Here is a 26,064-nt window from a genome sequence, read left to right as displayed (position 1 = left end):
CCCTCAGAACTCGTCGCTCGTGTGCGGCAGCAGCGGCGTGCGCAGGGCCGCGTCCAGCGCCGCCGCCGCACCGGGCGTGTGCTCCCGCACCAGCCCGGCCGCGACGAGGTCGGCGACCCGGGTCCCGCCCAGGTAGCAGGCGGCCAGCTCCCGTACGTCCAGGGCCAGGTCGGGGGCTGCGTCCGCGTGCTCGTACGTCGCCCCGCCCGGCCCCGCCTTGAGCCGGAACCGCCCGGCGTTGGCGGGCAGCCGTACGTCGTGCACCTCCAGCACCAGTTCCACCGGCGCGGCCCAGGACCGCCCGGTCAGCGCCGCGCGTACGTCGACCAGGCGCAGCCAGAGCGCCGGGAACTGGGCGGTGACGCGGACCTGGTCCCGGTCGGCGGCGAAGTGCAGCAGCGGGTCGTCGACGGGGCGGCCCCACGCGGAGACCTTGCCGGTGAGGTCGAGGGCGGCCAGGCACTCCCACAAGGCGGCGGCGACCGCCGGGGTGTCGGCCTCCAGCTCCTCGACCCGGACCAGGCCGCCGTGCGCGCGGGCGGACCCGCCCTCCCCCTCCGGCTTCGTGCGGTAGAGCACGTATCCGGCGATCGGCTCGTCCGGGTCCCCCAGGACGATGATCCGCGGCGGGCTCAGCTCCTCGTCCTCCTCGTCCTGCTCGGCCAGCCACTCGTCGCGCCAGCGCTCCGCGCTCCGGGTCGGGCGGCCGGCCCGCGCGCCGCGGGCGGCCTCGTGGAAGGGCCCGATCACGGCGAGGGCCTCGTCCGGGGCGACGAGGTGGAGCGGGCGCCGGTCCGGGTCGATGCGCAGGGCCAGCGGCCGGGTGGAGTCGATCTCGATGGTGGCGCCGGTGGTCGCGCTGCCGAAGCCGAAGCGGCCGTAGATGGCGGCCTCGGAGGCCCACAGGGCGGCGAGCGGACTGCCCGCGGCCGTGGCGCGGCGCAGCATCTCGGTAATCAGCCCGGTGAGCACGCCGCGGCGGCGGTGGGTGGGCGCGACGCAGACGAAGGTGAGCCCGGGGCAGCGCAGGTCCGCCCCGGGCACGGAGAGCCGGAAGTCGTGCGCGGCCATGAATCCGACGAGGACGTCGCCGTCGTAGGCGCCGATCCGGTCGCACCGCACGAGCAGCGCGTGGTGTTTCTCGCGGCCCTCCTTCTCCGGCCGGTCGTGGAAGACCAGGTACGCGAGCTCCAGAGCACGGTCGATGTCGGCGTCGGGTACGTCACGGATGTCCACCATGATCACGAGACTAATCGGTCATCGCGGACCGGTCACCCCATACTTACCCGATGTGTCGGCCCGGGGCCGGTCACCGTGACGCGGGGCCGGTCCAGTCCGCCGGGACGTGGCCGATCCGGACGCGCTGCGGATGGTCCCCGACCGGGACGGACACCCGCTTGGTGCCGGTGGCGAAGTCGATGGCCGTGACCTGGTCGGCGCCGCTCTCGGAGATCACGCAGCCCTTTCCGTCGCCGTCGACCGTGGCCCAGTACGGCTTGGCGGCGGGCACGAGCGGCCCTTCGGCGAGGGTGGCGCGGTCCACGATGGTCGCGTAGTCGTCCATGGTGCCCGCGATGCAGAGCTTCGCCCCGTCGGGGCTCATGGACATGCCGTGGTGGCGGGAGTCGTTGACCCACTTGGTGCGGTCGGTGCTGGTGGCCGGGTTCACGGGGAGGGTCTTGAGGCGGGTGATCCGGTCGGAGGCCACGTCGTACTCCAGGAAGCCGTTGAAGAACGACACCTGGAAGTAGAGCTTGGACTCGTCGGGGCTGAAGGAGACGGGGCGTACGGAGTCGGACAGGTCCCGGCGGCCGAAGGCGTCCAGCCGCTCCCGCATGTCGATCACCCGGACGGTGCGGAAGGTCTGCGTGTCGACCACGGTGAGCTTCCGGTCGCCCTTCGTCCAGTCCAGCCAGGGCGCGTCGAGGGCGGTGTTCACCTCGCCGATCGAGCTGTTCCACAGGAAGCGGCCGTCGCGGGTGAAGACGTTCTCGTGCGGCTTGTCCCCGGTGGAGAAGGAGCCGGCCTGGCGCCCGGTGGCGATGTCCAGGACGTGCACGGTGTTCGCGGTGGAGGCCGAGACCGCGATGTGGGTGCCGTCCGGGGAGACCGCCATGTGGTCGGCCCGGTAACCGGCGACCGGGAAGCGCCAGTTGATCCGGCCCGAGGCCACGTCGATGGACACGACGTCGGCGAAGCTGGGGCGGGAGGCGACGACGGCGGAGCCGTCCGGGGTGGTGTACATGTCGTCCACGAACTGGTCGTGGCCCTCGCCGGCGCTCTCCCGGATGCCGAGGAAGAAGCCGAGCTTCAGGGGGTTGAGGTAGATCTCGCGCAGCCGCTCCGCCTTGTCGGGGATCATGTTGATCCGGCCGACCTTGGCGAGATCGCCGGTGGAGGCGAGGACGTCGGCGGTCCCCTCCCAGTTGTTCCCGACGAAGAGCACCTCGCGCAGACCGGCGCCACCGGAAGCCGGGACCGGGGCCGGGGTCGGGGCGGAAGCCGGGGTCGGGGCCGAGGTCAGGGCCGGGGCCGGAGCCGATGCGAAGGCGGTGAGCAGGGTGGCCGCAGCCAGCGCGCCGAGGGTTCGCAGGGTACGTATCATCCGCTCAACTCCGGTGTGGGGAAGGGAAGGAGAGAGTGCCTCCTGTTACCGGCCGGTAAAATAGACGGAACGTCAAAAGGGCACAACCCCTAGGGAGTGTGCCCTTTGCTCACCTTCGGCGGTCAGCTCTTCAAGCGACGGAGCCGATCCGGTCGATCACGGTGTTCGCGACGTCGGGGTGGATCGGGATGTGCGCGCCGGTGAGGGCGGCGCCGGTGCCGCCGCGGCGGTTCGCGACGATCTCCGCGGCGATGGACAGCGCGGTCTCCTCCGGGGAGCGGGCGCCGAGGTCCAGGCCGATCGGGGAGCGCAGCCGGGCCAGTTCGAGCTCGGTCACGCCGACCTCGCGGAGCCGCTTGTTGCGGTCCTCGTGGGTGCGGCGCGAGCCCATGGCGCCGACGTAGGCGACGGGCAGTCTGAGGGCCAGTTCGAGGAGCGGGACATCGAACTTGGCGTCGTGGGTGAGCACGCACAGGACGGTACGGGCGTCCACGTCCCCAGCCGAGGACTGCGTCTCCAGGTAGCGGTGCGGCCAGTCGACGACGATCTCGTCCGCCTCGGGGAAGCGGGTCTTCGTCGCGAAGATGGGCCGCGCGTCGCACACCGTCACCCGGTAGCCGAGGAACTTGCCGATCCGCACCAGGGCGGAGGCGAAGTCGATGGCGCCGAAGACGATCATCCGCGGGGGCGGGACGCTGGACTCGACCAGCACCTTGAGCGGCTCTCCGCAGAGCCGGCCGTCGGCGCCGATCTCCAGCACGCCGGTCTTGCCGGCGTCGAGCATGGCGCGGGCCTCTTCGGCGATGGTGCGGTCCAGCTCGGGGTGTCCGCCGAAGCCGCCCTCGTAGGCGCCTTCGGTACGGACGAGCACGGCGCGGCCCATGAGCTCGGCCGGGCCCTCGGCTATGCGGGCCACGGCGGCGGCCTCGCCGCGGGACGCGGCGGCCAGGCCGGCCGCGAACACCTCCCGCACCGGGGAGCCCACGGGGACCGGGGTGACGAGGATGTCGATGATTCCGCCGCAGGTCAGGCCTACGGCGAAGGCATCGTCGTCGCTGTACCCGAAGCGCTCCTGGACGGTTTCGCCGTCTTCGAGCGCCTGCCGGCACAGCTCGTACACCGCACCCTCCACACATCCACCGGAGACCGAACCGATGGCCGTGCCCTCGCCGTCCACGGCGAGTGCGGCCCCGGGCTGCCGGGGCGCGCTCCCGCCGACCGCCACGACGGTGGCGACGGCGAAGTCACGTCCCTGCTCGACCCACCGGTTCAGCTCTTCGGCGATGTCCAGCATTGCGGCCTCCTCGGCGAGGTTCGATTTCCAGTATCGGATACGTGGAGGGTGCGGTATTCGTACGGCTGCGCTGTGTGCGCGGCTGCGCTCTTCCTGCCGGTCAGGTCGGTCCGGGTCAGCTGACCCCGAGCCAGCCCTCGATCGGGTGCAGGGCGAAGAAGACCAGGAAGATTCCGGTCAGCGCCCACATGAAGGCACCGATCTCGCGGGCCTTGCCCTGCGCCACCTTGATGGCGACGTACGCGATGACACCGGCGGCGACACCAGCGGTGATCGAGTACGTGAACGGCATGATCACGACGGTCAGGAAGACCGGGATCGAGGTCGCGCTGTCGGCCCAGTCCACGTGGCGGGCGTTCTGCATCATCATCGCGCCGATGACGACCAGGGCCGCGGAGGCGACCTCACCCGGGACGATCTGGGTGATCGGGGTGAAGAAGAGGCAGGCGGCGAAGAACAGGCCGGTGACGACGGAGGCGAGACCTGTGCGGGCTCCCTCGCCTACGCCGGTCGCGGACTCGACGAACACGGTCTGGCCGGAGCCACCCGCGATGCCACCGATGGCGCCACCGGCACCGTCGATGAAGAGCGCCTTGGACAGGCCAGGCATGCGGCCCTTGTCGTCGGCGAGCTTGGCCTCGGTGCCGACGCCGATGATGGTGGCCATCGCGTCGAAGAAGCCGGCGAGCACCAGGGTGAAGACGATCATGCCGACCGTCATGTAGCCGACGTCGCCCCAGCCGCCGAACGAGACGTCGCCGAAGAGGGAGAAGTCCGGCATCGAGACCGCGGAGCCGCTGAGCTCCGGCGGGCCGCTCCTCCAGGCCTTCGGGTCGATGTCGGCCACGGCGTTGAGGATGGCGGCCAGAACGGTTCCGCCGACGATGCCGATCAGGATCGCGCCGGGAACCTTGCGTGCCTGCAGCATGAAGATGGCGAGCAGGGTCACGCAGAAGATCAGAACGGGCCAGCCGGCGAGTTCACCGACGGCGCCGAGCTGGACCGGGGGTCCGAACTCCGGACCGCGGCCCACGAAGCCGGCCTTCACCAGGCCGATGAGGGCGACGAACATGCCGATGCCCATGGTGATGGCGTGCTTGAGCGCGAGGGGAATCGCGTTCATGATCATCTCTCGGAGGCCGGTGACGACCAGGAGACAGATCACGACACCGTAGACCACACACATGCCCATGGCCTGCGGCCAGGTCATCTGGGGGGCTACCTGTGAGGCGAGCACGCCGGACACGGACAGGCCGGCGGCGAGTGCGAGGGGCACCTTGCCGACGAAGCCCATGAGGAGCGTCGTGACGGCCGCGGCGAACGCCGTGGCGGTGATGATGGCCGACGTGGCCATCGAGGCGCCGGCGACGTCCTTGCCCGAGAGGAGCAGGGGGTTGAGCAGGAGGATGTACGCCATGGCCATGAAGGTCGTGATACCGCCACGAACCTCGTTGCCGACGTTGGAACCTCTGTGCGTTATATGAAAGTACCGGTCGAGCCAAGAACGTCCGGCGGGGGTGCGAGAGCCGTCGCCGGCCTCTTCCGCGGTGGTCTTGGGCTCCACAGACGACTGGGTCATGGTGCCTAACTCCCAAGGTTCAAAGGGGCACCCGCTTGGGGATTGGAGATTGCGGGATTTGGGATGCTGCGTTTGGCTGCACGACCCGGGGTGACGGCCCGAGGCGACGCGAAATGTTCACTGCGTTTACTGCGGGTAGTGCGGGGGTGACCGCTGGTACTACGTGGGGGTTCTTGCAGGGGTACTGCGAGGTGAAGGGACCGCGAGCGGTGCGGTGCTTCGTATGTACTCCGGGCGGTGGGCGGTGAAGTGTGACGTTCCCGAGCCACACCGCCCGGAGAGTCTGAGGGGGGGTCCGGGGGCCTCTCGGCCCCCGGACCACGCCGTCCTAGAGGGTCCCGGTGAGGGCTTCCGGACGGATCGGCGTCTTGTTGATCTCCAGACCGGTCGCCTGCCGGATCGCCGCGATGACGGCCGGGGTGGACGAGAGGGTCGGGGCCTCGCCCATACCGCGAAGGCCGTACGGCGCCTTCGGGTCGGCGAGCTCCAGGACGTCGACCGGGATGGTCGGGGTGTCGAGGATGGTCGGGATCAGGTAGTCCGTGAAGGAGGGGTTGCGCACCTTCGCGGTCTTCGGGTCCACGATGATCTCTTCCATGATCGCCACGCCGAGACCCTGGGTGGTGCCACCCTGGATCTGGCCGACCACGGAAAGCATGTTGAGCGCCTTGCCGACGTCCTGCGCGGTCGCCAGCTCCACGACCTTGACGAGGCCGAGCTCGGTGTCCACCTCGACGACCGCGCGGTGCGCGGCGAAGGTGTACTGGACGTGGCCGTCGCCCTGGCCGGTGACCAGGTCGAAGGGGACGGTCGGCCGGTGCCGGAACTCCAGCTCCAGGTCGATCGCGTCCTCGCCCTCCAGCAGCTCGGCCAGGTCCGCGAGGACCTCGCCGCCGTCGGTGACGACCTTGCCGCCTTCGAGCAGCAGCTCGGCGGTGGCCCACGCGGGGTGGTAGGAGCCGTTCTTGCGGCGCCCGATCTCCAGGACGGCTTCGCGGACGGCCTCACAGGTGTTCTTCACGGCGCCACCGGTCATGTACGTCTGCCGCGAGGCGGACGTGGAACCGGCGGAGCCGACCTGCGTGTCGGCCGGGTGGATGGTCACCTGCGTGACACCCAGCTCGGTGCGGGCGATCTGCGCGTGGACGGTGATGCCGCCCTGGCCGACCTCCGCCATGGCCGTGTGGACCATCGCGACGGGCTCGCCGTTGATGACCTCGAGGCGCACGCGGGCGGTGGAGTAGTCGTCGAAGCCTTCGGAGAAGCCGACGTTCTTGATGCCGACCGCGTAGCCGACGCCGCGGACGACGCCCTCGCCGTGCGTGGTGTTCGACAGACCACCGGGCAGCGCGCGGACGTCCGCACCCTCACCGGCGCTCTCCCACTGACGCTCCGGCGGCAGCGGGCGGGCCTTGACCCGGCGCAGCAGCTCGGCGACGGGCGCCGGGGAGTCCACGACCTGGCCGGTGGGCATGATCGTGCCCATCTCCATGGCGTTCAGCTGGCGGAACTCGACCGGGTCCATGCCCAGCTTCTCCGCGAGCTTGTCCATCTGGGCCTCGTACGCGAAGCAGGCCTGGACGGCGCCGAAGCCGCGCATCGCGCCGCAGGGCGGGTTGTTCGTGTAGAGCGCGATCGCCTCGATGTCCACGTCCTCCAGGACGTACGGACCCACCGAGAGGGAGGAGGCGTTGCCCACGACCGCCGGGGAGGCCGACGCGTACGCGCCGCCGTCCAGGACGATCTTGCACTTCATGTGCGTGAGCTTGCCGTCCTTGGTGGCGCCGTGCTCGTAGTAGAGCTTCGCCGGGTGCCGGTGGACGTGACCGAAGAAGGACTCGAACCGGTTGTAGACGATCTTGACCGGCTTGTTCGTGGCCAGGGCCAGGAGGCACGCGTGGATCTGCATCGAGATGTCCTCGCGACCACCGAAGGCACCGCCGACGCCGGAGAGCGTCATGCGCACCTTCTCCTCGGGGAGACCGAGGACGGGGGCGATCTGCTTGAGGTCCGAGTGCAGCCACTGGGTGGCGACGTACAGCTCGACACCGCCGTCCTCGGACGGCACGGCCAGGCCGGACTCCGGGCCGAGGAAGGCCTGGTCCTGCATGCCGAAGGTGTACTCGCCCTCGACGATGACGTCGGCGCGCTTGCGGGCCTCTTCCACGTTGCCGCGGATGATCGGCTGGCGGTGCACGATGTTCGGGTGCGGGACGTGACCGATGTGGTGGTCGTCGCGGCCCTCGTGGATCAGCGGCGCGTCGGGGGCGAGGGCGGAGGCCTCGTCCGTGACGAGCGGCAGCTCACGGTAGTCGATCTTGATCTTGGCGGCCGCGCGGCGGGCGGTCTCCGGGTGGTCGGCGGCCACGAGGGCGACCGGCTCACCGTGGTGACGTACTCGGCCGTTGGCGAGAACCGGGGTGTCCTGGATCTCCAGGCCGTAGTTCTTCATCTCGGCCGGCAGGTCGTCGTACGTCAGCACCGAGTAGACGCCGGGCATGGCGAGCGCCTCGGAGATGTCGATGGAGACGATCTCGGCGTGGGCGACGGTGCTGCGCAGGGTCTGGCCCCACAGCATGTCCTCGTGCCACATGTCCGAGGAGTACGCGAACTCGCCGGTGACCTTGAGGGTGCCGTCCGGGCGGAGCGTCGACTCGCCGATGCCGCCCTTGTTGTGCTTCTGGGTGACGTTGGTGGGCGTACCCGCCGGAACGGTGCGCGTGTTCTGCGCCATGGTCAGACCGCCTCTCCCTGACGGGCGGCCGCGAGGCGGACCGCGTCGAGGATCTTCTCGTAGCCCGTGCAGCGGCAGAGGTTGCCGGACAGGGCCTCACGGATGTCCTGGTCGGACGGGGAGGAGTTCTCCTCCAGCAGCGCGTCGGCCTGGACCAGGAGGCCCGGGGTGCAGAAACCGCACTGGACCGCGCCGGCGTCGATGAACGCCTGCTGGATGTTGGAGAGCTCGACGCCCTCACCGGTCTGCGAGTCGGCAGCCCGCGAGCGGAGCTCGCTGTTGGGCCCGTGCGCCTGCCACTGCTTGGCCGCGTCCAGGGAGACGCCGCCCTTGCTGCCGCAGCCGCCGCCGGTGCCGCAGGCACCGCCGTGGCCGTGCTCCTCGCGCTGCTTGGCGAACTCCGCCAGGCCCTCGACGGTCACGACGTCGCGGCCCTCGACCTGGCCGGCGGCGACGAGACAGGAGCAGACCGGCACGCCGTCGAGACGGACGGTGCAGGAACCGCACTCACCCTGCTCACAGGCGTTCTTCGAACCCGGCAGGCCCAGGCGCTCGCGCAGGACGTAGAGAAGGGACTCGCCCTCCCACACGTCGTCAGCTTCCTGCTGACGGCCGTTGACAGTGAAATTGACGCGCATGATTACGCAGCCCCTTCAAGCGAGCGGCCGTTGCCGGTTCCGCGGTACTGCTCCCAGGTCCAGACGAGCTGGCGGCGAGCCATGATGCCGACCGCGTGACGGCGGTACTTCGCCGTGCCGCGGACGTCGTCGATCGGGTTGGCCGCGCCGGAGGCGAGGTCACCGAACTGCTTGGCGATCGACGGGGTGATGACCTTGCCGGACTCCCAGAAGCCGCCCTCTTCGAGCGCGGCGTTCAGGAACTCCTCGGCGGCCTTCGCGCGGATCGGGGTCGGCGCGGCCGATCCGATGCCGGTGCGGACCGTACGGGTCTCGGGGTGCAGGGCCAGACCGAACGCGCAGACCGCGATGACCATCGCGTTGCGGGAGCCGACCTTGGAGTACTGCTGGGGGCCATCCGCCTTCTTGACGTGGATGGTCTTGATGAGCTCGTCGGCGGCGAGCGCGTTGCGCTTGACGCCGGTGTAGAACTCGTCGATCGGGATCAGGCGAGAGCCGCGTACGGACTCCACCTCGACCTCGGCGCCCGCCGCGAGGAGCGCGGGGTGGGAGTCACCGGCCGGCGAGGCGCAACCGAGGTTGCCGCCGACGCCGCCGCGGTTACGGATCTGCGGGGACGCGACCGTGTGCGAGGCGAGTGCGAGACCCGGAAGCTCCGTCCGGAGGTTCTCCATGATCTGCGTGTACGGGACGGAGGCGCCCAGACGGACAACGTCCTCGCCGACCTCCCACTCCCGCAGCAGACCGATGCGGTTCAGGTCCAGAAGGTACTCCGGCCGACGGTGGTCGAAGTTGATCTCGACCATCACGTCGGTGCCACCCGCAATCGGCACAGCTGTGGGGAACTCGGCCTTAGCGGCGAGCGCCTCCTCCCAGCTGGCGGGGCGAAGGAAGTCCATGAGCGGCTCTCTTCTTCTTCATCGTGTCGTTCACTTCAAGCCAGGAGGCCTAAGGGCCCTCGACTGGTCGTTCACGTGCTGTTAACGCGGTGTGGACTCAGTACACAAGCCGCGCGTCCCCCGGGTGCAGTCACCGAAACCATGAAGGAGTTGGCTGACGGCCTCCCTCGTCTTGTAGATTCGTATGAAAGGCAGGATGCAACGACCTGCCCGATTTCCAACGGCAACAATCGAGACAGATCGGCGGCGACATCATGCGGCTGCGCGCACTGCTGGAAACCGAGGCGCTGGGGCTGCGGCTGCTGGGCGGCGAGGACGAACTCGACCGGACGGTCCGCGGGGTCATGACGACCGACCTGCGTGATCCCAGCCGATACCTCACCGGGGGTGAACTCGTCCTCACCGGCCTGGCATGGAGGCGAAATTCAGCCGACTCCGAGCCGTTCGTACGAATCCTCGCGAGCGCCGGTGTCGCGGGCCTCGCGGCGGGCGAGGCGGAGCTGGGAGACATCCCGGACGATCTGGTCTCGGCCTGTGTTCGCAACCGGCTGCCGCTGTTCGCCGTGAACGAGGACGTTGCATTCGCCACGATCACCGAGTACGTCGTACGGCAGGTTTCGGGCGAGCGCGCGGGAGACCTCGCGGCCGTCGTGGACCGCCACCGCCGCCTGATGACCTCGGGTCCGGCCGGCGGCGGCCCCGATGTGGTGCTGGATCTGCTCACCACCGACCTCGACCTCCGGGCCTGGGTGCTGTCCCCCACCGGCCGGCAGATCGCCGGGGCGGGAGAGCCGCTGGCGCCGGGCGTGTGCGCGGCGCTGGCGGGCGAGCACCTTGCGGCGGTCCGGACGGGCCGCAGGGGGCCGCACCGGATCTCCATTCAGGGTATTACCTACTCGCTCTTCCCGATCAGGGGACACGGGCGCGGCGCGGCCGGTCCGGCCGCCCGGGACGTGCGCGAGACCGTGCTGTCGGACTGGCTGCTGGCCGTCGAGGCGGACGCGGGCGACTGGCCCGCCGAGCGCCTGGACCTGCTCCAGGGCGTCACCCAGCTGATCGCCGTGGAGCGGGACCGGCGCGACGCGGCCCGTACGGTGCGCCGCCGCCTGGCACAAGAAGTCCTGGAACTGGTCCAGACGGGTGCCCCGCCCGCCGAGATCGCCGCCCGCCTGCGCGTGGCGGCCCCCGTGCTGCTGCCCGGGCTGGGCGCCGCGCCGCACTGGCAGGTCGTCGTGGCCCGGGTCGACTGGGACAACGGGGACATCCCCGGCGGCCCGGTGGCCCAGTCCCTGCTGGAGGAGATCCTCGTCGACCCGTCGGTCTCGGGGCCGGAGCCCTCGGACCGGATCGCCGTCGCCCATGCGGGTGACGAGGCCATCGCCCTCGTACCGCTCCCCTCGCTGTCCGGGGACGCCGGGGAGGACAAGGGCCCGGACTCGGCCCTGCACGCCGACGAGCTGCTCGCGGCCGTACGGGAGCCCCTGGCGGCCGGTCTGGCCGACGACGGCCGGCTCACGCTGGGCGTCAGCGCGGCCGTGCACTCCGCCGAGGGGCTGCGCGGTGCGCTGGAGGAGGCCCGGCACGCCCGCCGGGTCGCCGCGGCCCGGCCGGGCCGGGTCTGCGCGGCCGGCCACCACGAGCTGGCCTCGCACGTGCTGCTGCTGCCGTTCGTGCCGGACGACGTGCGGCGCGCCTTCACGGCCCGGCTGCTGGACCCGCTGCGGGACTACGACCGGCGCCACCGCGCGGAGCTCATCCCGACGCTGGAGGCCTTCCTGGACTGCGACGGTTCGTGGACCCGCTGCGCGACGCGGCTGCACCTGCACGTCAACACGCTGCGCTACCGGGTCGGACGAATCGAGCAGTTGACGGGGCGGGACCTGTCCCGGCTGGAGGACAAGCTCGACTTCTTCCTCGCACTGCGGATGAGCTGAGCAGATCCGCCCCGCGGCCGGACGGTCCCGGCCGCGGGGCGGCTGATGATCCGTCCGGACTTTGTGAAAGAGTTCACCCGACCCCTTGGCCGATGCCGCCGATCCGTGCTCTCATTTCGCCCCAGGGCTCAACGATGTGCTGCTTGGTTGCTTTGGGGAGGGCAATGTGGCGGATACCGCCATGTCGGGTGCCGGAACAACCGGGGGAGACGACCCCCTCCAGCGGGCGATATGGCGGCTGCGCTCGCGCGGCTGTTGGACCGACGCGGCGGCTCTGCTGGTGCCACACGCCGGCCAGTCCGTCCATGCGGGGGCTGCCGTCCAGCGGACCGCGCTGCTGGTCGAGCGGTGCCTGTTCACGGGGCAGGGCTGGGCCGAGGCCGAGGACGCGCTGCGGACCGCCGAGGCGGTGGCGCAGGACGACGACGACCGGGGCGCGGCCGCCTGCGAACGGGGCCACCTGGCGTACGCCGCCACCGTGCTGGGCGTGCGCGACCGGGCCGACGAGGCCCGCTCCGCGCTGGGCCGGGCGGCGGCGCTGCTGTCCCCGGAGTCCCGGACCCGCCCGCTGCTCGATTTCCGCCGGGGCCTGGTCGCCGAGCACCTGGCGGACGCCCCGCAGTCGGCCCGGCCGGCGTACCGCCGGGCGCACGAGGGGGCGGAGGCCCACGGGGACATCCTTCTGCTGTCCTTCACCTGGCGGCACCTGGCGGCGCTGGCGCTGCGGGACGGCGAGGTGGCCGAGGCCCGCAAGGGCTTCGTGGAATCCCTGCGCATCCGGGAGGACCTGGGCTTCCTGATCGGCACGGCCCCGGCGCTGGCCGCCCTGGCCGAGGCCGAGCCGGAACCGGAGGCCACCCGCCTGCGCGCGGAGGCCCGCCGGCTCTTCCATCTCCTGGGCGGCATCCCCACGTGGCTGGCGGACCAACTCCACCCGGCCCCCTCGCCTGCCCCTTCGCCTGCGGCGTAGCCCCCCATCACCTGCGCGGGCGAGACCGCTCGACCCCTGGGGCTCCGCCCCAGACCCCGCGCCTCAAACGCCGGCGAGGCTGGATCTTCCAGCCCCTGCCGGCGTCTATTTCAGCCTCGCCGGCGTTCGGGGCGGAGCCCCGGTCTTTCCCTCGCCGGCGGCGGGGGCGGGGCTCAGGCTGACGAGCCCGCGAAGTGTTCCCGTACGAGGGACTCCACCGCCGACAGATCGCCGGCGATCAACGCCTCCAGCAGCGCCGAGTGCTCCGCCGCATCCGCGACGAGATCGGCCCGCCGAACCCGCGGAGCGCCCGGCAGGGGCCACTGCGACCGGCGGTGGAGCTCCGCGGCCACCCGCACCAGCTGGGCGTTGCCCGCCAGCGCCAGCACCTCGCCGTGGAAGGCCCGGTCCGCCTCCGCGTAGCCCGGCAGGTCGCCGGCCGCCGCGGCCTCCGCGGTGGCGGCCGCCGCCGGGCGCAGGGCCTCCCACGTGTCCGTCGGCACCGTCCGCGCCAGCCGCAGCATCACGGGGACCTCCAGCAGCGCCCGTACCTCCGCCAGCTCGGCCAGCTCGCCCGGGGTCCGCGACAGGACCCGGAACCCCCGGTTCGGCATGCATTCCACGGCCCCCTCCAGGGCCAGCTGCTGCATCGCCTCGCGCACGGGGGTCGCCGAGACCCCGAAGCGCTCCCCCAGGGCCGGGCCCGAGTAGATCTCCCCGGGCGCCAGCTCGCCGTCGACCAGCGCCGCGCGCAGGGCGTCGAGGATCTGCCCGCGCACCGAATGGCGCAACACCTTCCCCGCGGTTTTCTGCTCCGGAATCAGCGGCACGGTCCTCCTCCCAGGTCTCGACCGGTCCTGAGAATATGCGACCCGCCACCGGGCGATACGATCCGGCCACGATTGGGTAAGGTAAGGCTAACCTGTTAACGATCGTGTGATTCGGTGGTCCGTCATGACCGTCATGGCCGTCAGCGCCTCCCCACCCGCCCCGGCCGGCTCCCCGGTGGCGGATGCGTACGCGCGCCTCGCCGAGGTCTTCGGCGGACTGCGCGTCATCGAGCGAACCGCGCACGAACCCGCCCCTCGCGGTGTGGGATGGGTCGGCGCGGACGAGCTCGCGGCGGGCGGGCCGGCCCTTGACGCCTTCCTCGCCTGGGACGACGCCCAGGTCCGAGAGGACTACGGCCACCAGGCCCGCCCCGATGTGATCGCGAGCTTCGGGCTGCACCGCTACGCGTGGCCCGCCTGCCTGCTGATCACCCTCCCCTGGTTCCTGCACCGGCGGGTCCCCCGGCTCCCGGTCGCCGACGTGGCCTTCCACCGGACCCTCGGCCGGATGGCCGTGCGCGTCGCCTCCTTCGCCTGCCTGCCGGACGACCCGGAGGCCGCTCTCCCCGGGGCCCGGGTCGTGCCCGACGAGGAGGCACTGCGCGGCGAGGTGCGGGCCGCGGTGGCCCAGCACCTCGCGCCCGTGCTGGAAGGTTTCGGCCCGCGCATGCGGCGCGGCCCCCGCGCCCTGTGGGGCATGGCGACCGACGAGGTCGTCGAGAGCCTCTGGTACATCGGCAACCTGCTCGGCGAGGAGCACCGGGCCACGGCCGAACTGGAGGCGCTCCTGCCGGGCTCGACCGCCCCGTACACCGGGAGCGCGGGCTTCCGTACGCTCCAGGGCCCCGACGGCCGCGAGCTGCCCACCCGGGACCGGGCCAGCTGCTGCCTCTTCTACACGGTCCGGCCGCAGGACACCTGCGTCACCTGCCCCCGGACCTGCGACGCGGACCGCGTCGCCCGGCTCACGGCGGCCCCCGCCGACTGAACCCACCCTCAAGGGTGACCGCAATCGAACACAACTCGGCTCGTACGGGCGCCAGTTCGAGCCACAACACCCTATCCGGCGGGCCCCGGCCCCCGATGGCGTCCACTTGCCCCGAAACCCGCGTGCGCGGCACACCGGCTACGCCACTATGGCGCCCGGAAAGCCGCACGGCCGCAGACGCGAGGCAAGGGAAATCCGCATGAGACTGACCGACATATCGCTGGACTGGCTGCTGCCCGGCAGCCTGCTGATCCTGGGCGTACTTGCGGCAGTTGCGGTATTGGCCCGTGGCAAGCGCGAAAGCGAGAAGGCCGCGGCCGACGACAGCTGGGAGCGCAGCGAGGAGCGGCGACGGCGCAAGGAAGCCGTCTACGGGACCGCCTCGTACGTCCTGCTCTTCTGCTGCGCGGCGGTCGCCGCCGCGCTCTCCTTCCACGGACTGGTCGGCTTCGGCCGGCAGAACCTCAACCTCTCCGGAGGCTGGGAGTACCTGGTCCCCTTCGGCCTCGACGGCGCCGCCATGTTCTGCTCGGTGCTCGCCGTCCGCGAGGCCAGCCACGGCGACGCGGCCCTCGGCTCGCGCATGCTGGTCTGGCTGTTCGCGGGCGCGGCCGCCTGGTTCAACTGGGTGCACGCCCCGCGCGGCATGGGCCACGACGGAGCCCCGCAGTTCTTCGCCGGGATGTCGCTCTCGGCGGCCGTCCTCTTCGACCGCGCCCTCAAGCAGACCCGCCGGGCGGCGCTGCGCGAACAGGGCCTGATTCCGCGGCCGTTGCCGCAGATCCGGATGGTCCGCTGGCTGCGGGCCCCCCGGGAGACCTTCGGCGCGTGGTCGCTCATGCTGCTGGAGGGGGTGCGCACCCTCGACGAGGCCGTGGACGAGGTGCGCGAGGACAAGAAGGAAAGGGAGCAGGACCGGCACCGCAGGCGCGATCAGAACCGGCTGGACCGGGCGCGCATCAAGGCGCTGGGCCGGCAGAACCGGGCGTTCGGGCGAACCCGCGGCCGCCAGGTCGAGCTCCCGGAGCTGACGCAGGGAGCGGGCTCCGCGCCGGTCGGCGCGGAGCCGGCCATACCGGAACCGGAGCAACTGCCCTGGCGCCGCCGGCCCTCCCTGCAGGCCGTGAACCGTACCGAATCCACTGACGTGACCGGCACCCGGACGGTGGACCTCACCGCCGAGGACGACACCCAGACCATTCCCCGTCTGGACTCGCTGGAGCGCAAACTGAAGGAAATGGAGCAGCAGTTCGGCTGACCGTTCCTGACCCGGGGAGACCCCGCAGGGCCCGCCTGTTCAGGCGGGCCCTGCGCCGTACTGCCCGTCGCAGTGTCCCTCCAGCTCGAACCACACCACCTTGCCGCTGCCCAGGGCCAGCGCGTCCACGCCCCAGTCGTCGGCGAGCGCCTGTACCAGGACCAGGCCCCTGCCGTGCGTACCGTCGTCGGCGGTCGGTACGTACGGCCGGGGCCGGCGTGCGGCGTAGTCCCGGACCTCCACCCGTAACCGCGTGGCGGCGAGACTCGCGGAAATCTCCGCGCCCCGGTCGGTGTGGACGAGGGCGTTGGTGACGAGCTCGGTGATCAGCAACTCGGCCACCTCGGCGGCCTCGGCCCGGCACCGGTGCCGCATCAACTCCCTCAGCGCCCTGCGTACTTCACCCACGGCCTTCAGGTCCGCGCGGCGCACGCTCCGAGTGATCCGCAGCGTGTCCACCGCGCCCCCGTCCTCACCGGCTGACGGTTCGCGCGGCTCCGGCCGCCCTCTCCTCCACAGCTTCCCGTTCTTCGCCCCCACCCGCACGGCGATGTCCCTCCCCCGCGTCCATGACTCTCGAACTGGTCTACGGGATGCATGCCCCCCGGGCCGATCCGCACTCCTGCGGGCTTAGGGGCGGGGCACGTTGCGGAGGTTGGATCGAGCCATCTGGATCATCCGGCCCACCCCGCCGTCGAGCACGATCTTGCTGGCCGATAGTGCGAAACCGGTCACCATTTCGGCGCTGATCCTCGGTGGAATCGACAGGGCGTTGGGGTCCGTCACCACGTCCACCAGGGCGGGTCCCTTGTGCCGGAAAGCGTCCTTCAAAGCCCCCGTGAGCTGCTTGGGCTTCTCCACGCGGACCCCGTACGCGCCCGCCGCGCGGGCGATCGCGGAGAAATCGGGATTCGTGTTCGTCGTGCCGTAGGAGGGCAGGCCGGAAACCAGCATCTCCAACTCGACCATTCCGAGGGATGAGTTGTTGAAGAGGACCACTTTGACGGGCAGGTCGTACTGCACCAGGGTGAGGAAATCTCCCATCAGCATCGAGAAACCGCCGTCGCCCGACATCGACACCACTTGACGGTTCCGGTCGGTGAACTGTGCGCCGATGGCCTGCGGGAGGGCGTTGGCCATGGAGCCGTGGCTGAAGGAGCCGATGATGCGCCGTTTGCCGTTCGGGGAAAGATAGCGCGCCGCCCACACATTGCACATGCCGGTGTCGACAGTGAACACGGCGTCTTCGTCGGCCAGTTCGTCGAGAACGGCCGCCGCGTACTCGGGATGGATCGGCGTGTGCTTCTCGACCTTGCGCGTGTAGGCCTTCACCACCCCTTCCAGGGAATCGGCGTGCTTCTTCAGCATCCGGTCCAGGAAGCGCCGGTCCGTCTTGGCCCGCACCCGCGTGTTCAGGGCGCGCAGGGTCTCCCGTACGTCCCCCCAAACGCCGAGGTCCAACTGGGAGCGCCGGCCCAGGTGTTCGGGGCGGATGTCCACCTGCACGATCTTCACGTCGTCGGGGAGGAAGGCGTTGTACGGGAAGTCCGTGCCGAGCAGGATCAGCAGATCGCACTCGTGGGTGGCCTCGTAGGCGGCGCCGTAGCCGAGCAGCCCGCTCATGCCGACGTCGTACGGGTTGTCGTACTGGATCCACTCCTTGCCGCGCAGGGCGTGCCCGATGGGTGCCTGGACCCGGCCGGCGAACTCCATCACCTCGGCGTGCGCCCCGGCCGTGCCGCTGCCGCAGAAGAGGGTGACCTTGTCCGCCTCGTCGACGAGGCGGACCAGCTTCTCGATCTCGCCGTCGCCGGGCCGCACGGACGGGCGGGCGGTGACGAGCGCGTGCTCCACCGCCTTCTCCGGAGCGGGCAGGGCCGCGATGTCCCCGGGCAGCGCGACCACGCTCACCCCGCCGCGGCCGACGGCGTGCTGTACGGCCGTCTGGAGCAGCCGGGGCATCTGCCGGGGGTTGGAGATCAGCTCGCTGTAGTGGCTGCACTCACGGAAGAGCTGGTCGGGATGCGTCTCCTGGAAGTACCCGAGGCCGATCTCGCTGGAGGGGATGTGCGAGGCCAGCGCGAGGACCGGCGCCATCGAGCGCTGGGCGTCGTACAGGCCGTTGATCAGGTGCAGGTTCCCCGGGCCGCAGGAGCCCGCGCAGGCGGCGAGGCGGCCGGTGATCTGCGCCTCGGCGCCGGCCGCGAAGGCGGCGGTCTCCTCGTGCCGGACCTGGATCCAGTCGATGCCGTCCGTCCGGCGGATCGCGTCCACCACCGGGTTGAGGCTGTCGCCGACGACTCCGTACATCCGTCGCACGCCCGCGCGCACGAGGATGTCGACGAACTGCTCCGCCACGTTCTGCTTCGCCATGCCTCCCATCCAGCCACGGGTACGCCGGTTACGCCTCCCAGACCGCGGCGGCCGTGCGGTCGTCGGCGTACCCCTTGAGGCGGAGCTGGGTATCGGCGAGGAAGGCAGCCAGGCCGGGCGGTTCCGCTTCGGCCCAGCGGGCGGCGAGCTCCGCCGGCAGGACGGCCTCCTCCCGCATCGGCTCCGCGAGGCCCCCGGAGCACAGGAGCAGGGTGTCCCCGGGCCGCGCCACGGACGCGCGGAACCTGAACCCGCCCTCGGCTTCCCCGTCCGGCGCCGTGGCCCCGGACGACCCGCTCGGCCCGGCGGGCTCCAGGTCCTGCCATTGGCCCGACCGGAGCCGGAACAGCCCGCCGGCGCCGGCGCCGAAGCACACCCGGGTGCGGCACTGCGGGTCCACCGGGAGCAGCAGGCCGCGCAGCCCCGCGGTGTACGCCGCCTCCGCGAGCCCGAGCTCGGCGGCGCGGGCCCGCAGCCGCCCGTAGCCCCGGTCGGTGAGCCGCTGGAGGCCCGAGCGCAGGGCGTCGCGGCGCCCGGCCCGGATGTCCTCGGCCAGTCGGCCCTGGCTCCGCCCGACGGCCGCCGCGACCGTGCGGCACAGCTCGGCGGCGGCCTCCGCGGCCCCGGGCGCGGCCCGGTCCCCGCCGGCGAGGGCCACCAGGACCAGGGCGTCGTCACCGCTGCCGAAGCGGGCGGTGAGCAGGAAGTCCCGGCGGGCCTCGCCGCGGTAGCGGGCGGAGTCCCCGCGCAGGGAGGCGGCCCGCACGGTGTAGGTGCCGTAGCGGGCCCCCTCCAGGACGGTGTCGGGGGTCAGGCCGTCCAGGGCTGCCGGATCGGCGGGGGGCAGCGCGCCCGGTTCGGCGGCGTACGTGGGGGCCCGGTCGCCGAGGTGACGCACCTCGGGCCGCCGCTCCGCCGCCGCGGGCTCCGCCGGTACGGGCTGCGGTACGGGTCCGGGCCTCGCCGACTCCTCGGCCAGGGCGTCCTCGGCCAAGGCATCCTCGGCCAGGGCGTTCGCGGTCAGGGCGTCCTCGCGCGGCTCCTGCCAGCGCCAGGCCGGCAGCCCGGACGGCTGCGCGGGCGGTTGGGCGGGTGGCTGCGCGGGCGGCACGTCCACGTCCCCGAGCGCGTACCCGGTGGGGCCGCCGGCCCGCGGATCCCGCGGCGCGGCGTCCGGCTCCGGGATCTCCGGGGCCGGGCGCGGGCCCGGCACCAGCCCGTGCACCGGGCCCGGCGGGGCCGGGTACGGCGGCGGCGCGGGCTCGTCCCGGCCCGCGGCCGGTACCGGCGGCCGGGCCGGCAGCCCGGATTGCGCGTCCGGCGCCGGGCGCGGGCCCGGCAGCGGGGCCTGCCCGGGCTCCGCCGTGGCGGCGAACTCCTCCGGCAGGGCCGGGTGGGCGGGCAGGCCCCGCTCCGGGGCGGGCGGGCTCTGGCCCGCGGGCGCGGTCTGGCCCGGGGGCGGGGCGTGGCCCGGGGGCGGGGCCTGGCGCGGCTCCGGCGGGGCGGGCGGGGCGGGCGGTTCCGCCGTCAGTCCCGCCGCCGAGCGGAACCGGTTGTCCAGGGTGTCCCCCGGGTCCGGTCCCGGCCCCGCGTCCGGATCCTCGTAGAGCTTCTGCCACCAGTCGTCCGCGCCCCGCTGACTCATGACCTCATTCTCGGCCCCCCGCGCGGGCGGAAAACGCGGAATGCACGAAAAGGGTCCACCGGGCCGCCGCCCGGTGGACCCCTTCCGCTTTACCCGTACGGACTAGCGGACGTCGTACGCCCGCGCGACCGTCTGGGTGACCGTGGCGCCGTTCGCGTCGGTCAGTTCGACCTTCAGCGACACCGGCTTGCCGGAGGCCCCGGCGTGGTCCACGACCGCGGTCCACGTGCCGCCGCGCTCACCGACCTTCGCCTGGGTCCAGTTCTCGCCGTCGTAGGAGTACGACAGCCTGGCCGACTTGAGGGCCCCGGGCGCGTAGCCCGCGTGCCCGGTGACGCTCAGCCCGATGCTCTGGCCGTTCGCCGCCGCGACCGTCTTCATGCCGTCGAGCGGGGCCTCGTACCTCGGGAAGAGGATCGCCAAGCCCTGAGAGTACGCCGACGCGTCGAGCTTCGAGGTGAAGCCCCAGGTCGTCCGGACCGAGGTGGACCGTTGCCACAGGCGCGCCGGCGGGCCGATCTTCTCGATGTTCTGGGTCAGTTCGTACCGGCCCGGCTCCGCCGGGACCTCGAAGACCCCGAACGGGTACCAGCTGTCGCCGATGACCTCGCCGTCGCGCGCGAGCTGGAGGCTGCCGATGTCACCGAAGGAGCCGGCCTGCGCGTAGTGGCCGCTGTCTCCCCACATCGCGGAGGCGAAACCGATCAGGTTGCCCTGGCGTTCGGCGACCAGGACCTCCTTGCCCGTCCTGTCCCGCGGCGCGACCGGGCCGGTCACCCCGTCGTACCAACGGGCCTTCGTCTTGTGGCCCTTGGTGTAGGTGCGCTGCTCGCCCGTCATGAACTCGCCCCACGGGAAGCTGCTGGAGAGCAGCTGGTCCCAGGCCGTGTCGCCGGCGGAGTAGAACTCGGTCCGCTTGCCCGGGGCCGCGACGGTCTCGATCCCGCCGAAGTACACCGCGGCGCCGATCGGCCGGTAGGCGCCGGCCAGGTCGATGAAGTCGGCTGCCACGCCCATGGAGTTGTAGGTGGACTCCACCTGGCCGAGGTCGCGGTCGCGCACCCGGTAGGTCTTGGCGCCCCGGACCTCTCCGGTCTCCGGGAGGGCGAGGCTGTAGACGTACGGGCTCTTCGCGGTGGCCTTCCACCCCAGGGTGACCTTGCCCGCCGCCAGCCGCTCCAGCAGCGCCTTGGCCTCGGCGGACTCGATGGTCATCACGGGCAGCGCGCCGCCCGCGTAGCCGGTGAAGGCGACCCAGCGGCCGGGAGCCTCGCGGTGGGCGAGCACGGCCTTGGCGCCGGCCGCCTTCGCGTTCTGCGCGATCTCGTACAGCGCTCCGTCGACCGCCTTGACCAGGACGACCGCATCCTTGGCCCCGGCCGCGGCGAGCTCCTGCGGCGTACCGGTGCCCGCGTCGACCAGCGGCGCGCTGCCCGCTCCGTCGAGGTTGTCACTGCCGGTGGAGGCGGTGATCGGGTGCAGGAGCGGACCGCCGTCGGCCTTCAGCTCGGAGACCAGCGGCGCGGCCGCCCGCCAGTAGCTGCCGAACTCGAAGTCGCCGTCCTTGGCGCGGCCTTCGACCGAGGCGTAGAAGCCGCGGATGGTCCGGCCGCCCATGGCGGTGCCGGCGTGCAGCCAGGCGTCGTCCCAACTGCGGGCGAATCCGACGGTGGTGTTGCGGGACTCGACCGGCTTGTCGGCCTCGATGCTCAGGCGCCCGGCCTTGCGGGCGTCGAGCACGATGGTCGTGTCCTTCTTCACCTCGACCTGGGGGCGGCCGAGGTAGGTGAGAGAGTCGATCAGCTCTGCGCCCTCGCCCGCGTCGGGGGTGCCGACGAAGGCGGAGAGGAAGTACGCGCCCGGGCGGACCCGGTAGACCTGGTCGACGGAGCCCTCGTTGAAGCGGCGCTCGCCGGTGGCGTCGTCGGTGCCGATGACGTCCAGGGAGGACGGTCCGGCGGCCGGCTTGCCCGCGCGGTCGACGAGCTTGACGCGCAGGGTCACCGTCTCGGGCTCCACGTAGAGCGAGAAGGGCGTGGAGACGCGTACGCCGTCGGCCGTGGCGACGACGCGGCCGGTGACGTCCCCGTACTGGGAGCGCTCCAGCTTCGCCGCCGGGTCGAGGGCGAGCGGCACCTTCACGGTGGCGCCGGCCGGGACGGTCACCGTGCGCCGGTCGAGGCGGGCGACCTGGCCGCGGACGGCCGAGCCGTCGTTGCCGGTGACCCTCTCGACGGCGAGGTGCAGCGTGACGGGGCTCTTGCCGAGGTTGGTGTACGGGACCTCGACGCCGGTGCGGTCCCTGCGGTCCTGCGGCCAGTTGTACGTGCCGCCCTGGACGGCGGGCGCGCCGGTGACCGTGGTGTCGATGGCGGCCTTCACGTCGAGGCGGCCGCCACCGGTCTCCCGTACGTCCCCGGGGACGCCCGTGTCCGCCGAGCCGACGAGGGCGGCCTTGATCTGCTGTGAGGTCCAGTCGGGGTGGCGCTGCTTGACGACGGCGGCGGCGCCCGCGACGTGCGGGGTGGCCATCGAGGTGCCGGACATGGACTGGTAGGCGTACACCCCGCGGCCGCCCATGGCGGCGGCGGAGATCCCGACGCCGGGGGCGGCGATCTCGGGCTTGAGGGTGTGCCGGAGGCCGGCCGGACCGCGACTGGAGAACGGGGCCGTGGTGTCGTCGCGGTCGACGGCGCCGACGGTCAGCACGCTCGCCGCGCAACCGGGCGAGGAGACCGTGTTGTTGCCGGGGCCGGAGTTGCCGGCGGCGATCACGAAGAGCGGTCCCTGCTGGGAGAGCTTCTCGGCCGCGGCGGCGAGCGGGTCGTCACAGGCGGTCTGGGAGGGGTCGCCGAGGCTCATGGAGACCACGTCGGCCTTGGACTCGACGGCCCATTCCATGCCGGCGATGATCCACGAGTCGAGGCCGTAGCCGTAGTCATTGAGGACCTTGCCGCTGAGCAGTTCGGCGCCGGGGGCCACACCCTTCTTGGCGCCGCCGCTCTCGGCTCCGGAGCCGCCGACGGTGGAGATGGTGTGGGTGCCGTGGCCCTGCCGGTCCGCGTCGGTGTCGGAGTCGGTGAAGTTCTTCGACGCGGTGACCCGGCCCTTGAGGTCGGGGTGCTCCAGGTCGGTGCCGGTGTCGAGGACGGCGACCTTGGTGCCCTTGCCGTCGTACCCGGCGGCCCATGCGGCGGTGGCGGCGACCTGCTGCGTGGAACGCTCCAGGTTCGCCCGGACCTTGCCGTCGAGCCACAGCTTCTTCAGGCCGCCCGCGGCACGGGAGCGGCCGTCGGCGGTGACGTCGGCCCAGAAGGCGGCGGCCTGCGCCTTGTCGGCGGCGAGCGCGACGGCGCCGATGGAGCCGAGGACGAGGGACCGGTCGGCGCCGCGGGGCGCCGGCGGTGCGCCCCGCGCCACGTTCACGGAGCCGTCGTACACCGCGATGAGCGGGAGCTTCGCGGTGTGCGCGTCGTCGTAGCCCTGCCGGACGAGACCGGTGACGTTGAAGAGCTCGTGGTCGACCTTGCCCCCGGCGAGGGCCTTGACCGCGCCCTCGGGGTAGACGTACAGGTCCTTGCCGGACTGCCGGGTCTGCACGAGCGGCTGCGAACCGTCCTCGCGCGGCATGGCGGTGGCGGCACTGCGGCCGGACGCGTCGGTGGAGACCAGGATCCGGTCACCGGTGACGAGGGTCACGGTGACGGGGGCCGTGGACCGCTGTCCGGCCGCCTCGCTCCCGACGAGTGGTCTCTCTCCCGCTCCGGGCGCTCCGTCGCTCGGCTGTGCCGTGGACGGGCCGACGGCGGTGACGGCCAGGACGGCCGCGGTGGCCGCCCCCCATGCCGTACGCGATATCGGGCGCATCGCTCTCCCCAGGTGAATTCCGGTCCAACTACGGCATTGCGCGGCAAAGCTGCCGCGCAAATGGCTTCTGGCCGGCGGATGTTGGTGCTGCGGTGGCATGACCTTTACAGAGGGGCGGGGGGTGCGGCGATGATGTCCGCGGCGGGTTTGCGCCGTGGCCGCTTCCCGCCAGGCGCTGTGTCGAGAGGTGGGGTGGGCGGGTTGCTGGGTGCCATAGGCCTGGACGAGGGCCAGGAGTCGGCCTACCGCGTGCTGGTGGCGCTGGGGGCGGCGGAAGTACCCGACCTCGCGCACCGGCTGAACCTGCCGGTGCCGCAGACCGAACGGGCGGTGCGCCACCTGGAGCGCCGCGGGCTGGCGGCTCAGTCCTCGGCCCGCCCGGGCCGCTGGGTGGCGGCCCCGCCGGGAGTCGCCCTCGGCGCCCTGCTCACGCAGCAGCGGCACGAGCTGGAGCAGGCGGAGCTGGCGGCGGCGCTGCTGGCGGAGGAGTACCGGGCGGAGGCGGCCGAGCCGCCGGTGCACGACCTCGTGGAGGTGGTGCAGGGCGCGAGCGCGGTGGCGCACCGCTTCCACCAGCTCCAGCTCGGCGCGGAGAAGGAAGTGTGCGCGCTGGTCACCGGCCGGCCGCAGGTGGTGACGGGAACGGACAACGAGGCCGAGGACCGGGCCTCCGTACGCGGTGTCGACTACCGGGTGGTGATCGAGCGGGAGGTGCTGACCCTGCCGAGCGGGATCAGGGAGGCGTCCTCCGCGCTGGCCCGGGGCGAGCAGGTCCGGGTGACGGCGCAGGTCCCGACGAAGCTGGTGATCGCGGACCGCACCCTCGCGATGGTCCCGCTGACGGCGCGCGGCGCGGAGCCGGCGGCGCTGGTGGTGCACGCGTCGGGACTGCTGGAATCACTGACGGGCCTGTTCGAGGCGGTGTGGCGGGAGTCCCTGCCGCTGCGGCTGGGCGCGGCCGGCTCGGCGGAGGAGTCCGACGGCTGCCCGGACGCCACGGACCTGGAGATCCTGTCCCTGCTCCTGGCGGGCATGACGGACGCAAGCGTGGCGAAGCACCTGGAGCTGGGCCTGCGGACGGTGCAGCGGCGGGTCAAGGGCCTGATGGAACTGTCCGGGGTCACCACCCGGCTCCAGCTGGGCTGGCACGCGTACGAACGGGGCTGGGTGGCCCGATAGCCCCTGGTCGGTCACGCTGAGCAGATGGATCTGCCTCAGCTGCTCCTGGTGGGGCTGGTGATGCTGCTCGGGGTGCTCGGGGTGCTGATCCCGGGCGTGCCGGGCACCTGGCTGGTGTGGGCGGGGCTGATGTGGTGGGCGCTGCACGAGCGGTCGGCGCTGGCGTGGTCCCTGCTGGTCGCGGCGACGGCCCTGCTGCTGGTGGTCCAGGTGGTGAAGTGGCAGCTTCCGCCCCGGCGGCTGCGGGGGCTGGGGATCACCCGCAGGATGGCGGTGTTCGCGGGCGCGGGCGCCGTACTGGGCTTTGTACTGGTCCCCGTGCTGGGCTCGATCCCGGGCTTCGTGGGCGGCATCTACCTCTGCGAACGGCTGCGCCTGGGGACGCACGGCGAGGCCTGGGCGTCGGTACGGGCGGTGATGCGGGCGGTGGGGACGAGCGTGCTGGTGGAGCTGTTCGCGTGCCTGCTGGTGGTGGGCGCGTGGGTGGGCGCGGTGGCGGCGGGTTCCTAGGCCATGGCCTCGGAAGGGGGCCTGGGGCGGGGCCTCGGACAGGGCCTCGGACAGGGCCTAGTCGGCAAGGCCTAGGCCTGAGGCCCGATGCGGGCGGGTGCCGGGGCTGCGAGGCTTTCGGCCATGAGGGACTTCGACGGTTTCAGCGAGGCAGAGCTGGCGTACCTGCGCTCCCAGCACCTGGGCCGCCTGGCCACGGTGGACGCGGCCGGGCAGCCACAGGCGAACGCGGTGGGCTTCTTCCCGCAGGAGGACGGGACGATCCTGGTCGGCGGCATGGCGATGGGCACGTCGAAGAAGTGGCGCAACCTCCAGACGAACCCGCGGCTGGCCCTGGTCGTGGACGACCTGGTGAGCACCCGTCCGTGGCGTGTCCGCGGCATGGAGATCCGCGGCCACGCCACCCTTGAGGTCGGCCCGCACGCCTTGGGTCCCCACTTCAGCCCGGAGGTGATCCGGATCCACCCGGACCGGGTCCACACGTGGGGCGACCTCTGACCCATCCGCTGCGCGGAGCTGCTCCCCACCCCGCCCTTTCTCCGTTTCCCGGGGGTCCCCCCGGACCCCCTACGTGCGCTGCGCGCCCGTGCCCTCAAACGCCGGGCTGGCTGAAATCAGCCCCGCCGGCGTTTGAGGCACGGGGGTCCGGGGGCAGAGCCCCCCGGCCCTAGACGAGTAAGTCCGAAGTCTTCGGGGGCATGAAGCGAGGGTCTCGTTGATCCGTTTGTGACGACAGATCTCGAAACCCTCGCGACAGCACT

The 26,064-nt window shown here is 72.2% G+C and carries 19 protein-coding genes; 7 read left to right on the top strand and 12 right to left on the bottom strand.

The window, feature by feature from the left end; genetic code table 11:
- Positions 1-3: 3 nt before the first annotated feature.
- The 7 genes from ACZ45T_RS17305 to ACZ45T_RS17275 form a co-directional block, all read right to left on the bottom strand.
- The gene (locus ACZ45T_RS17305; RefSeq protein ID WP_468442038.1) at positions 4-1,239 is read right to left on the bottom strand and encodes a GNAT family N-acetyltransferase; all 1,236 of its coding nucleotides are present in this window, start codon (positions 1,237-1,239) and stop codon (positions 4-6) included.
- Between the two features lie 70 nt (positions 1,240-1,309).
- The gene (locus tag ACZ45T_RS17300; protein WP_468442036.1) at positions 1,310-2,605 is read right to left on the bottom strand and encodes a YncE family protein; all 1,296 of its coding nucleotides are present in this window, start codon (positions 2,603-2,605) and stop codon (positions 1,310-1,312) included.
- Between the two features lie 130 nt (positions 2,606-2,735).
- The gene (locus tag ACZ45T_RS17295; RefSeq protein WP_468442034.1) at positions 2,736-3,899 is read right to left on the bottom strand and encodes an XdhC family protein; all 1,164 of its coding nucleotides are present in this window, start codon (positions 3,897-3,899) and stop codon (positions 2,736-2,738) included.
- Positions 3,900-4,014: 115 nt separating this feature from the next.
- Entirely contained in the window at positions 4,015-5,478 is a 1,464-nt protein-coding gene (locus ACZ45T_RS17290; protein WP_468442033.1) for an NCS2 family permease, read from the bottom strand.
- 328 nt (positions 5,479-5,806) lie between these two features.
- Positions 5,807-8,212, bottom strand: a complete 2,406-nt coding sequence (gene pucD, locus ACZ45T_RS17285) for a xanthine dehydrogenase subunit D (protein ID WP_468442032.1) — start codon at positions 8,210-8,212, stop codon at positions 5,807-5,809.
- A 2-nt stretch (positions 8,213-8,214) separates the two neighbouring features.
- Positions 8,215-8,850 carry a (2Fe-2S)-binding protein gene (locus ACZ45T_RS17280; RefSeq protein WP_468442031.1) on the bottom strand — a complete coding sequence of 212 codons (636 nt, stop codon included), beginning with the start codon at positions 8,848-8,850 and terminating at the stop codon, positions 8,215-8,217.
- A gap of 2 nt (positions 8,851-8,852) precedes the next feature.
- Positions 8,853-9,749, bottom strand: coding sequence for an FAD binding domain-containing protein (locus ACZ45T_RS17275; protein WP_214937389.1), 897 nt, complete (start codon positions 9,747-9,749; stop codon positions 8,853-8,855).
- 254 nt (positions 9,750-10,003) lie between these two features.
- Between ACZ45T_RS17275 and ACZ45T_RS17270 the strand changes: the two genes are divergently transcribed.
- The gene (locus ACZ45T_RS17270; RefSeq protein WP_468442029.1) at positions 10,004-11,683 is read left to right on the top strand and encodes a PucR family transcriptional regulator; all 1,680 of its coding nucleotides are present in this window, start codon (positions 10,004-10,006) and stop codon (positions 11,681-11,683) included.
- Between the two features lie 166 nt (positions 11,684-11,849).
- Positions 11,850-12,653, top strand: a complete 804-nt coding sequence (locus ACZ45T_RS17265; RefSeq protein WP_468442027.1) for a hypothetical protein — start codon at positions 11,850-11,852, stop codon at positions 12,651-12,653.
- Positions 12,654-12,826: 173 nt separating this feature from the next.
- Here ACZ45T_RS17265 and ACZ45T_RS17260 read toward each other — a convergent pair whose 3' ends face one another.
- Positions 12,827-13,483 (bottom strand): GntR family transcriptional regulator, encoded by a 657-nt coding sequence (locus ACZ45T_RS17260; RefSeq protein WP_468442025.1) that lies wholly within the window; start codon positions 13,481-13,483, stop codon positions 12,827-12,829.
- A 133-nt stretch (positions 13,484-13,616) separates the two neighbouring features.
- Here ACZ45T_RS17260 and ACZ45T_RS17255 point away from each other — a divergent pair, with 133 nt between their 5' ends.
- Positions 13,617-14,471, top strand: coding sequence for a (2Fe-2S)-binding protein (locus tag ACZ45T_RS17255; protein ID WP_468442362.1), 855 nt, complete (start codon positions 13,617-13,619; stop codon positions 14,469-14,471).
- Between the two features lie 199 nt (positions 14,472-14,670).
- Positions 14,671-15,729 carry a DUF2637 domain-containing protein gene (locus tag ACZ45T_RS17250; protein ID WP_468442023.1) on the top strand — a complete coding sequence of 353 codons (1,059 nt, stop codon included), beginning with the start codon at positions 14,671-14,673 and terminating at the stop codon, positions 15,727-15,729.
- Between the two features lie 39 nt (positions 15,730-15,768).
- Here ACZ45T_RS17250 and ACZ45T_RS17245 read toward each other — a convergent pair whose 3' ends face one another.
- The 4 genes from ACZ45T_RS17245 to ACZ45T_RS17230 form a co-directional block, all read right to left on the bottom strand.
- A complete protein-coding gene (locus tag ACZ45T_RS17245; protein WP_468442360.1) occupies positions 15,769-16,161 on the bottom strand; it encodes an ATP-binding protein in 393 nt (130 codons plus the stop codon).
- 198 nt (positions 16,162-16,359) lie between these two features.
- A complete protein-coding gene (locus ACZ45T_RS17240; protein WP_468442021.1) occupies positions 16,360-18,102 on the bottom strand; it encodes a pyruvate dehydrogenase in 1,743 nt (580 codons plus the stop codon).
- A gap of 28 nt (positions 18,103-18,130) precedes the next feature.
- The gene (locus tag ACZ45T_RS17235; protein ID WP_468442019.1) at positions 18,131-19,747 is read right to left on the bottom strand and encodes a protein phosphatase 2C domain-containing protein; all 1,617 of its coding nucleotides are present in this window, start codon (positions 19,745-19,747) and stop codon (positions 18,131-18,133) included.
- A gap of 102 nt (positions 19,748-19,849) precedes the next feature.
- Entirely contained in the window at positions 19,850-23,614 is a 3,765-nt protein-coding gene (locus ACZ45T_RS17230; protein WP_468442017.1) for a S8 family peptidase, read from the bottom strand.
- A gap of 201 nt (positions 23,615-23,815) precedes the next feature.
- Between ACZ45T_RS17230 and ACZ45T_RS17225 the strand changes: the two genes are divergently transcribed.
- From ACZ45T_RS17225 to ACZ45T_RS17215, 3 genes are all read left to right on the top strand, one after another.
- Complete coding sequence (locus ACZ45T_RS17225) at positions 23,816-24,793, top strand: helix-turn-helix domain-containing protein (protein WP_468442015.1); 978 nt, start codon at positions 23,816-23,818, stop codon at positions 24,791-24,793.
- Between the two features lie 24 nt (positions 24,794-24,817).
- Positions 24,818-25,303: a DUF456 domain-containing protein gene (locus tag ACZ45T_RS17220; protein ID WP_468442013.1), complete on the top strand. Its 486-nt coding sequence runs from the start codon at positions 24,818-24,820 to the stop codon at positions 25,301-25,303.
- A gap of 123 nt (positions 25,304-25,426) precedes the next feature.
- Positions 25,427-25,801: a PPOX class F420-dependent oxidoreductase gene (locus ACZ45T_RS17215; protein ID WP_468442011.1), complete on the top strand. Its 375-nt coding sequence runs from the start codon at positions 25,427-25,429 to the stop codon at positions 25,799-25,801.
- Positions 25,802-26,064: the final 263 nt, after the last annotated feature.

The sequence above is a fragment of the Streptomyces sp. NPDC030995 genome (genome assembly GCF_055571215.1).
The sequence above is the reverse complement of the archived record's forward strand: the minus strand, read 5'-3'. Positions and strand labels throughout refer to the sequence as shown.

Bases quoted from the DNA above. Each gene is read 5' to 3' on its own strand.
- ACZ45T_RS17305 (WP_468442038.1), bottom strand. From the start codon at position 1,239: ATGGTGGACATCCGTGACGTACCCGACGCCGACATCGACCGTGCTCTG.
- ACZ45T_RS17240 (WP_468442021.1), bottom strand. From the start codon at position 18,102: ATGGCGAAGCAGAACGTGGCGGAGCAGTTCGTCGACATCCTCGTGCGC.
- ACZ45T_RS17290 (WP_468442033.1), bottom strand. From the start codon at position 5,478: ATGACCCAGTCGTCTGTGGAGCCCAAGACCACCGCGGAAGAGGCCGGC.
- ACZ45T_RS17220 (WP_468442013.1), top strand. From the start codon at position 24,818: ATGGATCTGCCTCAGCTGCTCCTGGTGGGGCTGGTGATGCTGCTCGGG.
- ACZ45T_RS17280 (WP_468442031.1), bottom strand. From the start codon at position 8,850: ATGCGCGTCAATTTCACTGTCAACGGCCGTCAGCAGGAAGCTGACGAC.
- ACZ45T_RS17230 (WP_468442017.1), bottom strand. From the start codon at position 23,614: ATGCGCCCGATATCGCGTACGGCATGGGGGGCGGCCACCGCGGCCGTC.
- ACZ45T_RS17235 (WP_468442019.1), bottom strand. From the start codon at position 19,747: ATGAGTCAGCGGGGCGCGGACGACTGGTGGCAGAAGCTCTACGAGGAT.
- ACZ45T_RS17250 (WP_468442023.1), top strand. From the start codon at position 14,671: ATGAGACTGACCGACATATCGCTGGACTGGCTGCTGCCCGGCAGCCTG.
- ACZ45T_RS17300 (WP_468442036.1), bottom strand. From the start codon at position 2,605: ATGATACGTACCCTGCGAACCCTCGGCGCGCTGGCTGCGGCCACCCTG.
- ACZ45T_RS17295 (WP_468442034.1), bottom strand. From the start codon at position 3,899: ATGCTGGACATCGCCGAAGAGCTGAACCGGTGGGTCGAGCAGGGACGT.
- ACZ45T_RS17275 (WP_214937389.1), bottom strand. From the start codon at position 9,749: ATGGACTTCCTTCGCCCCGCCAGCTGGGAGGAGGCGCTCGCCGCTAAG.
- pucD (WP_468442032.1), bottom strand. From the start codon at position 8,212: ATGGCGCAGAACACGCGCACCGTTCCGGCGGGTACGCCCACCAACGTC.
- ACZ45T_RS17215 (WP_468442011.1), top strand. From the start codon at position 25,427: ATGAGGGACTTCGACGGTTTCAGCGAGGCAGAGCTGGCGTACCTGCGC.
- ACZ45T_RS17270 (WP_468442029.1), top strand. From the start codon at position 10,004: ATGCGGCTGCGCGCACTGCTGGAAACCGAGGCGCTGGGGCTGCGGCTG.
- ACZ45T_RS17255 (WP_468442362.1), top strand. From the start codon at position 13,617: ATGGCCGTCAGCGCCTCCCCACCCGCCCCGGCCGGCTCCCCGGTGGCG.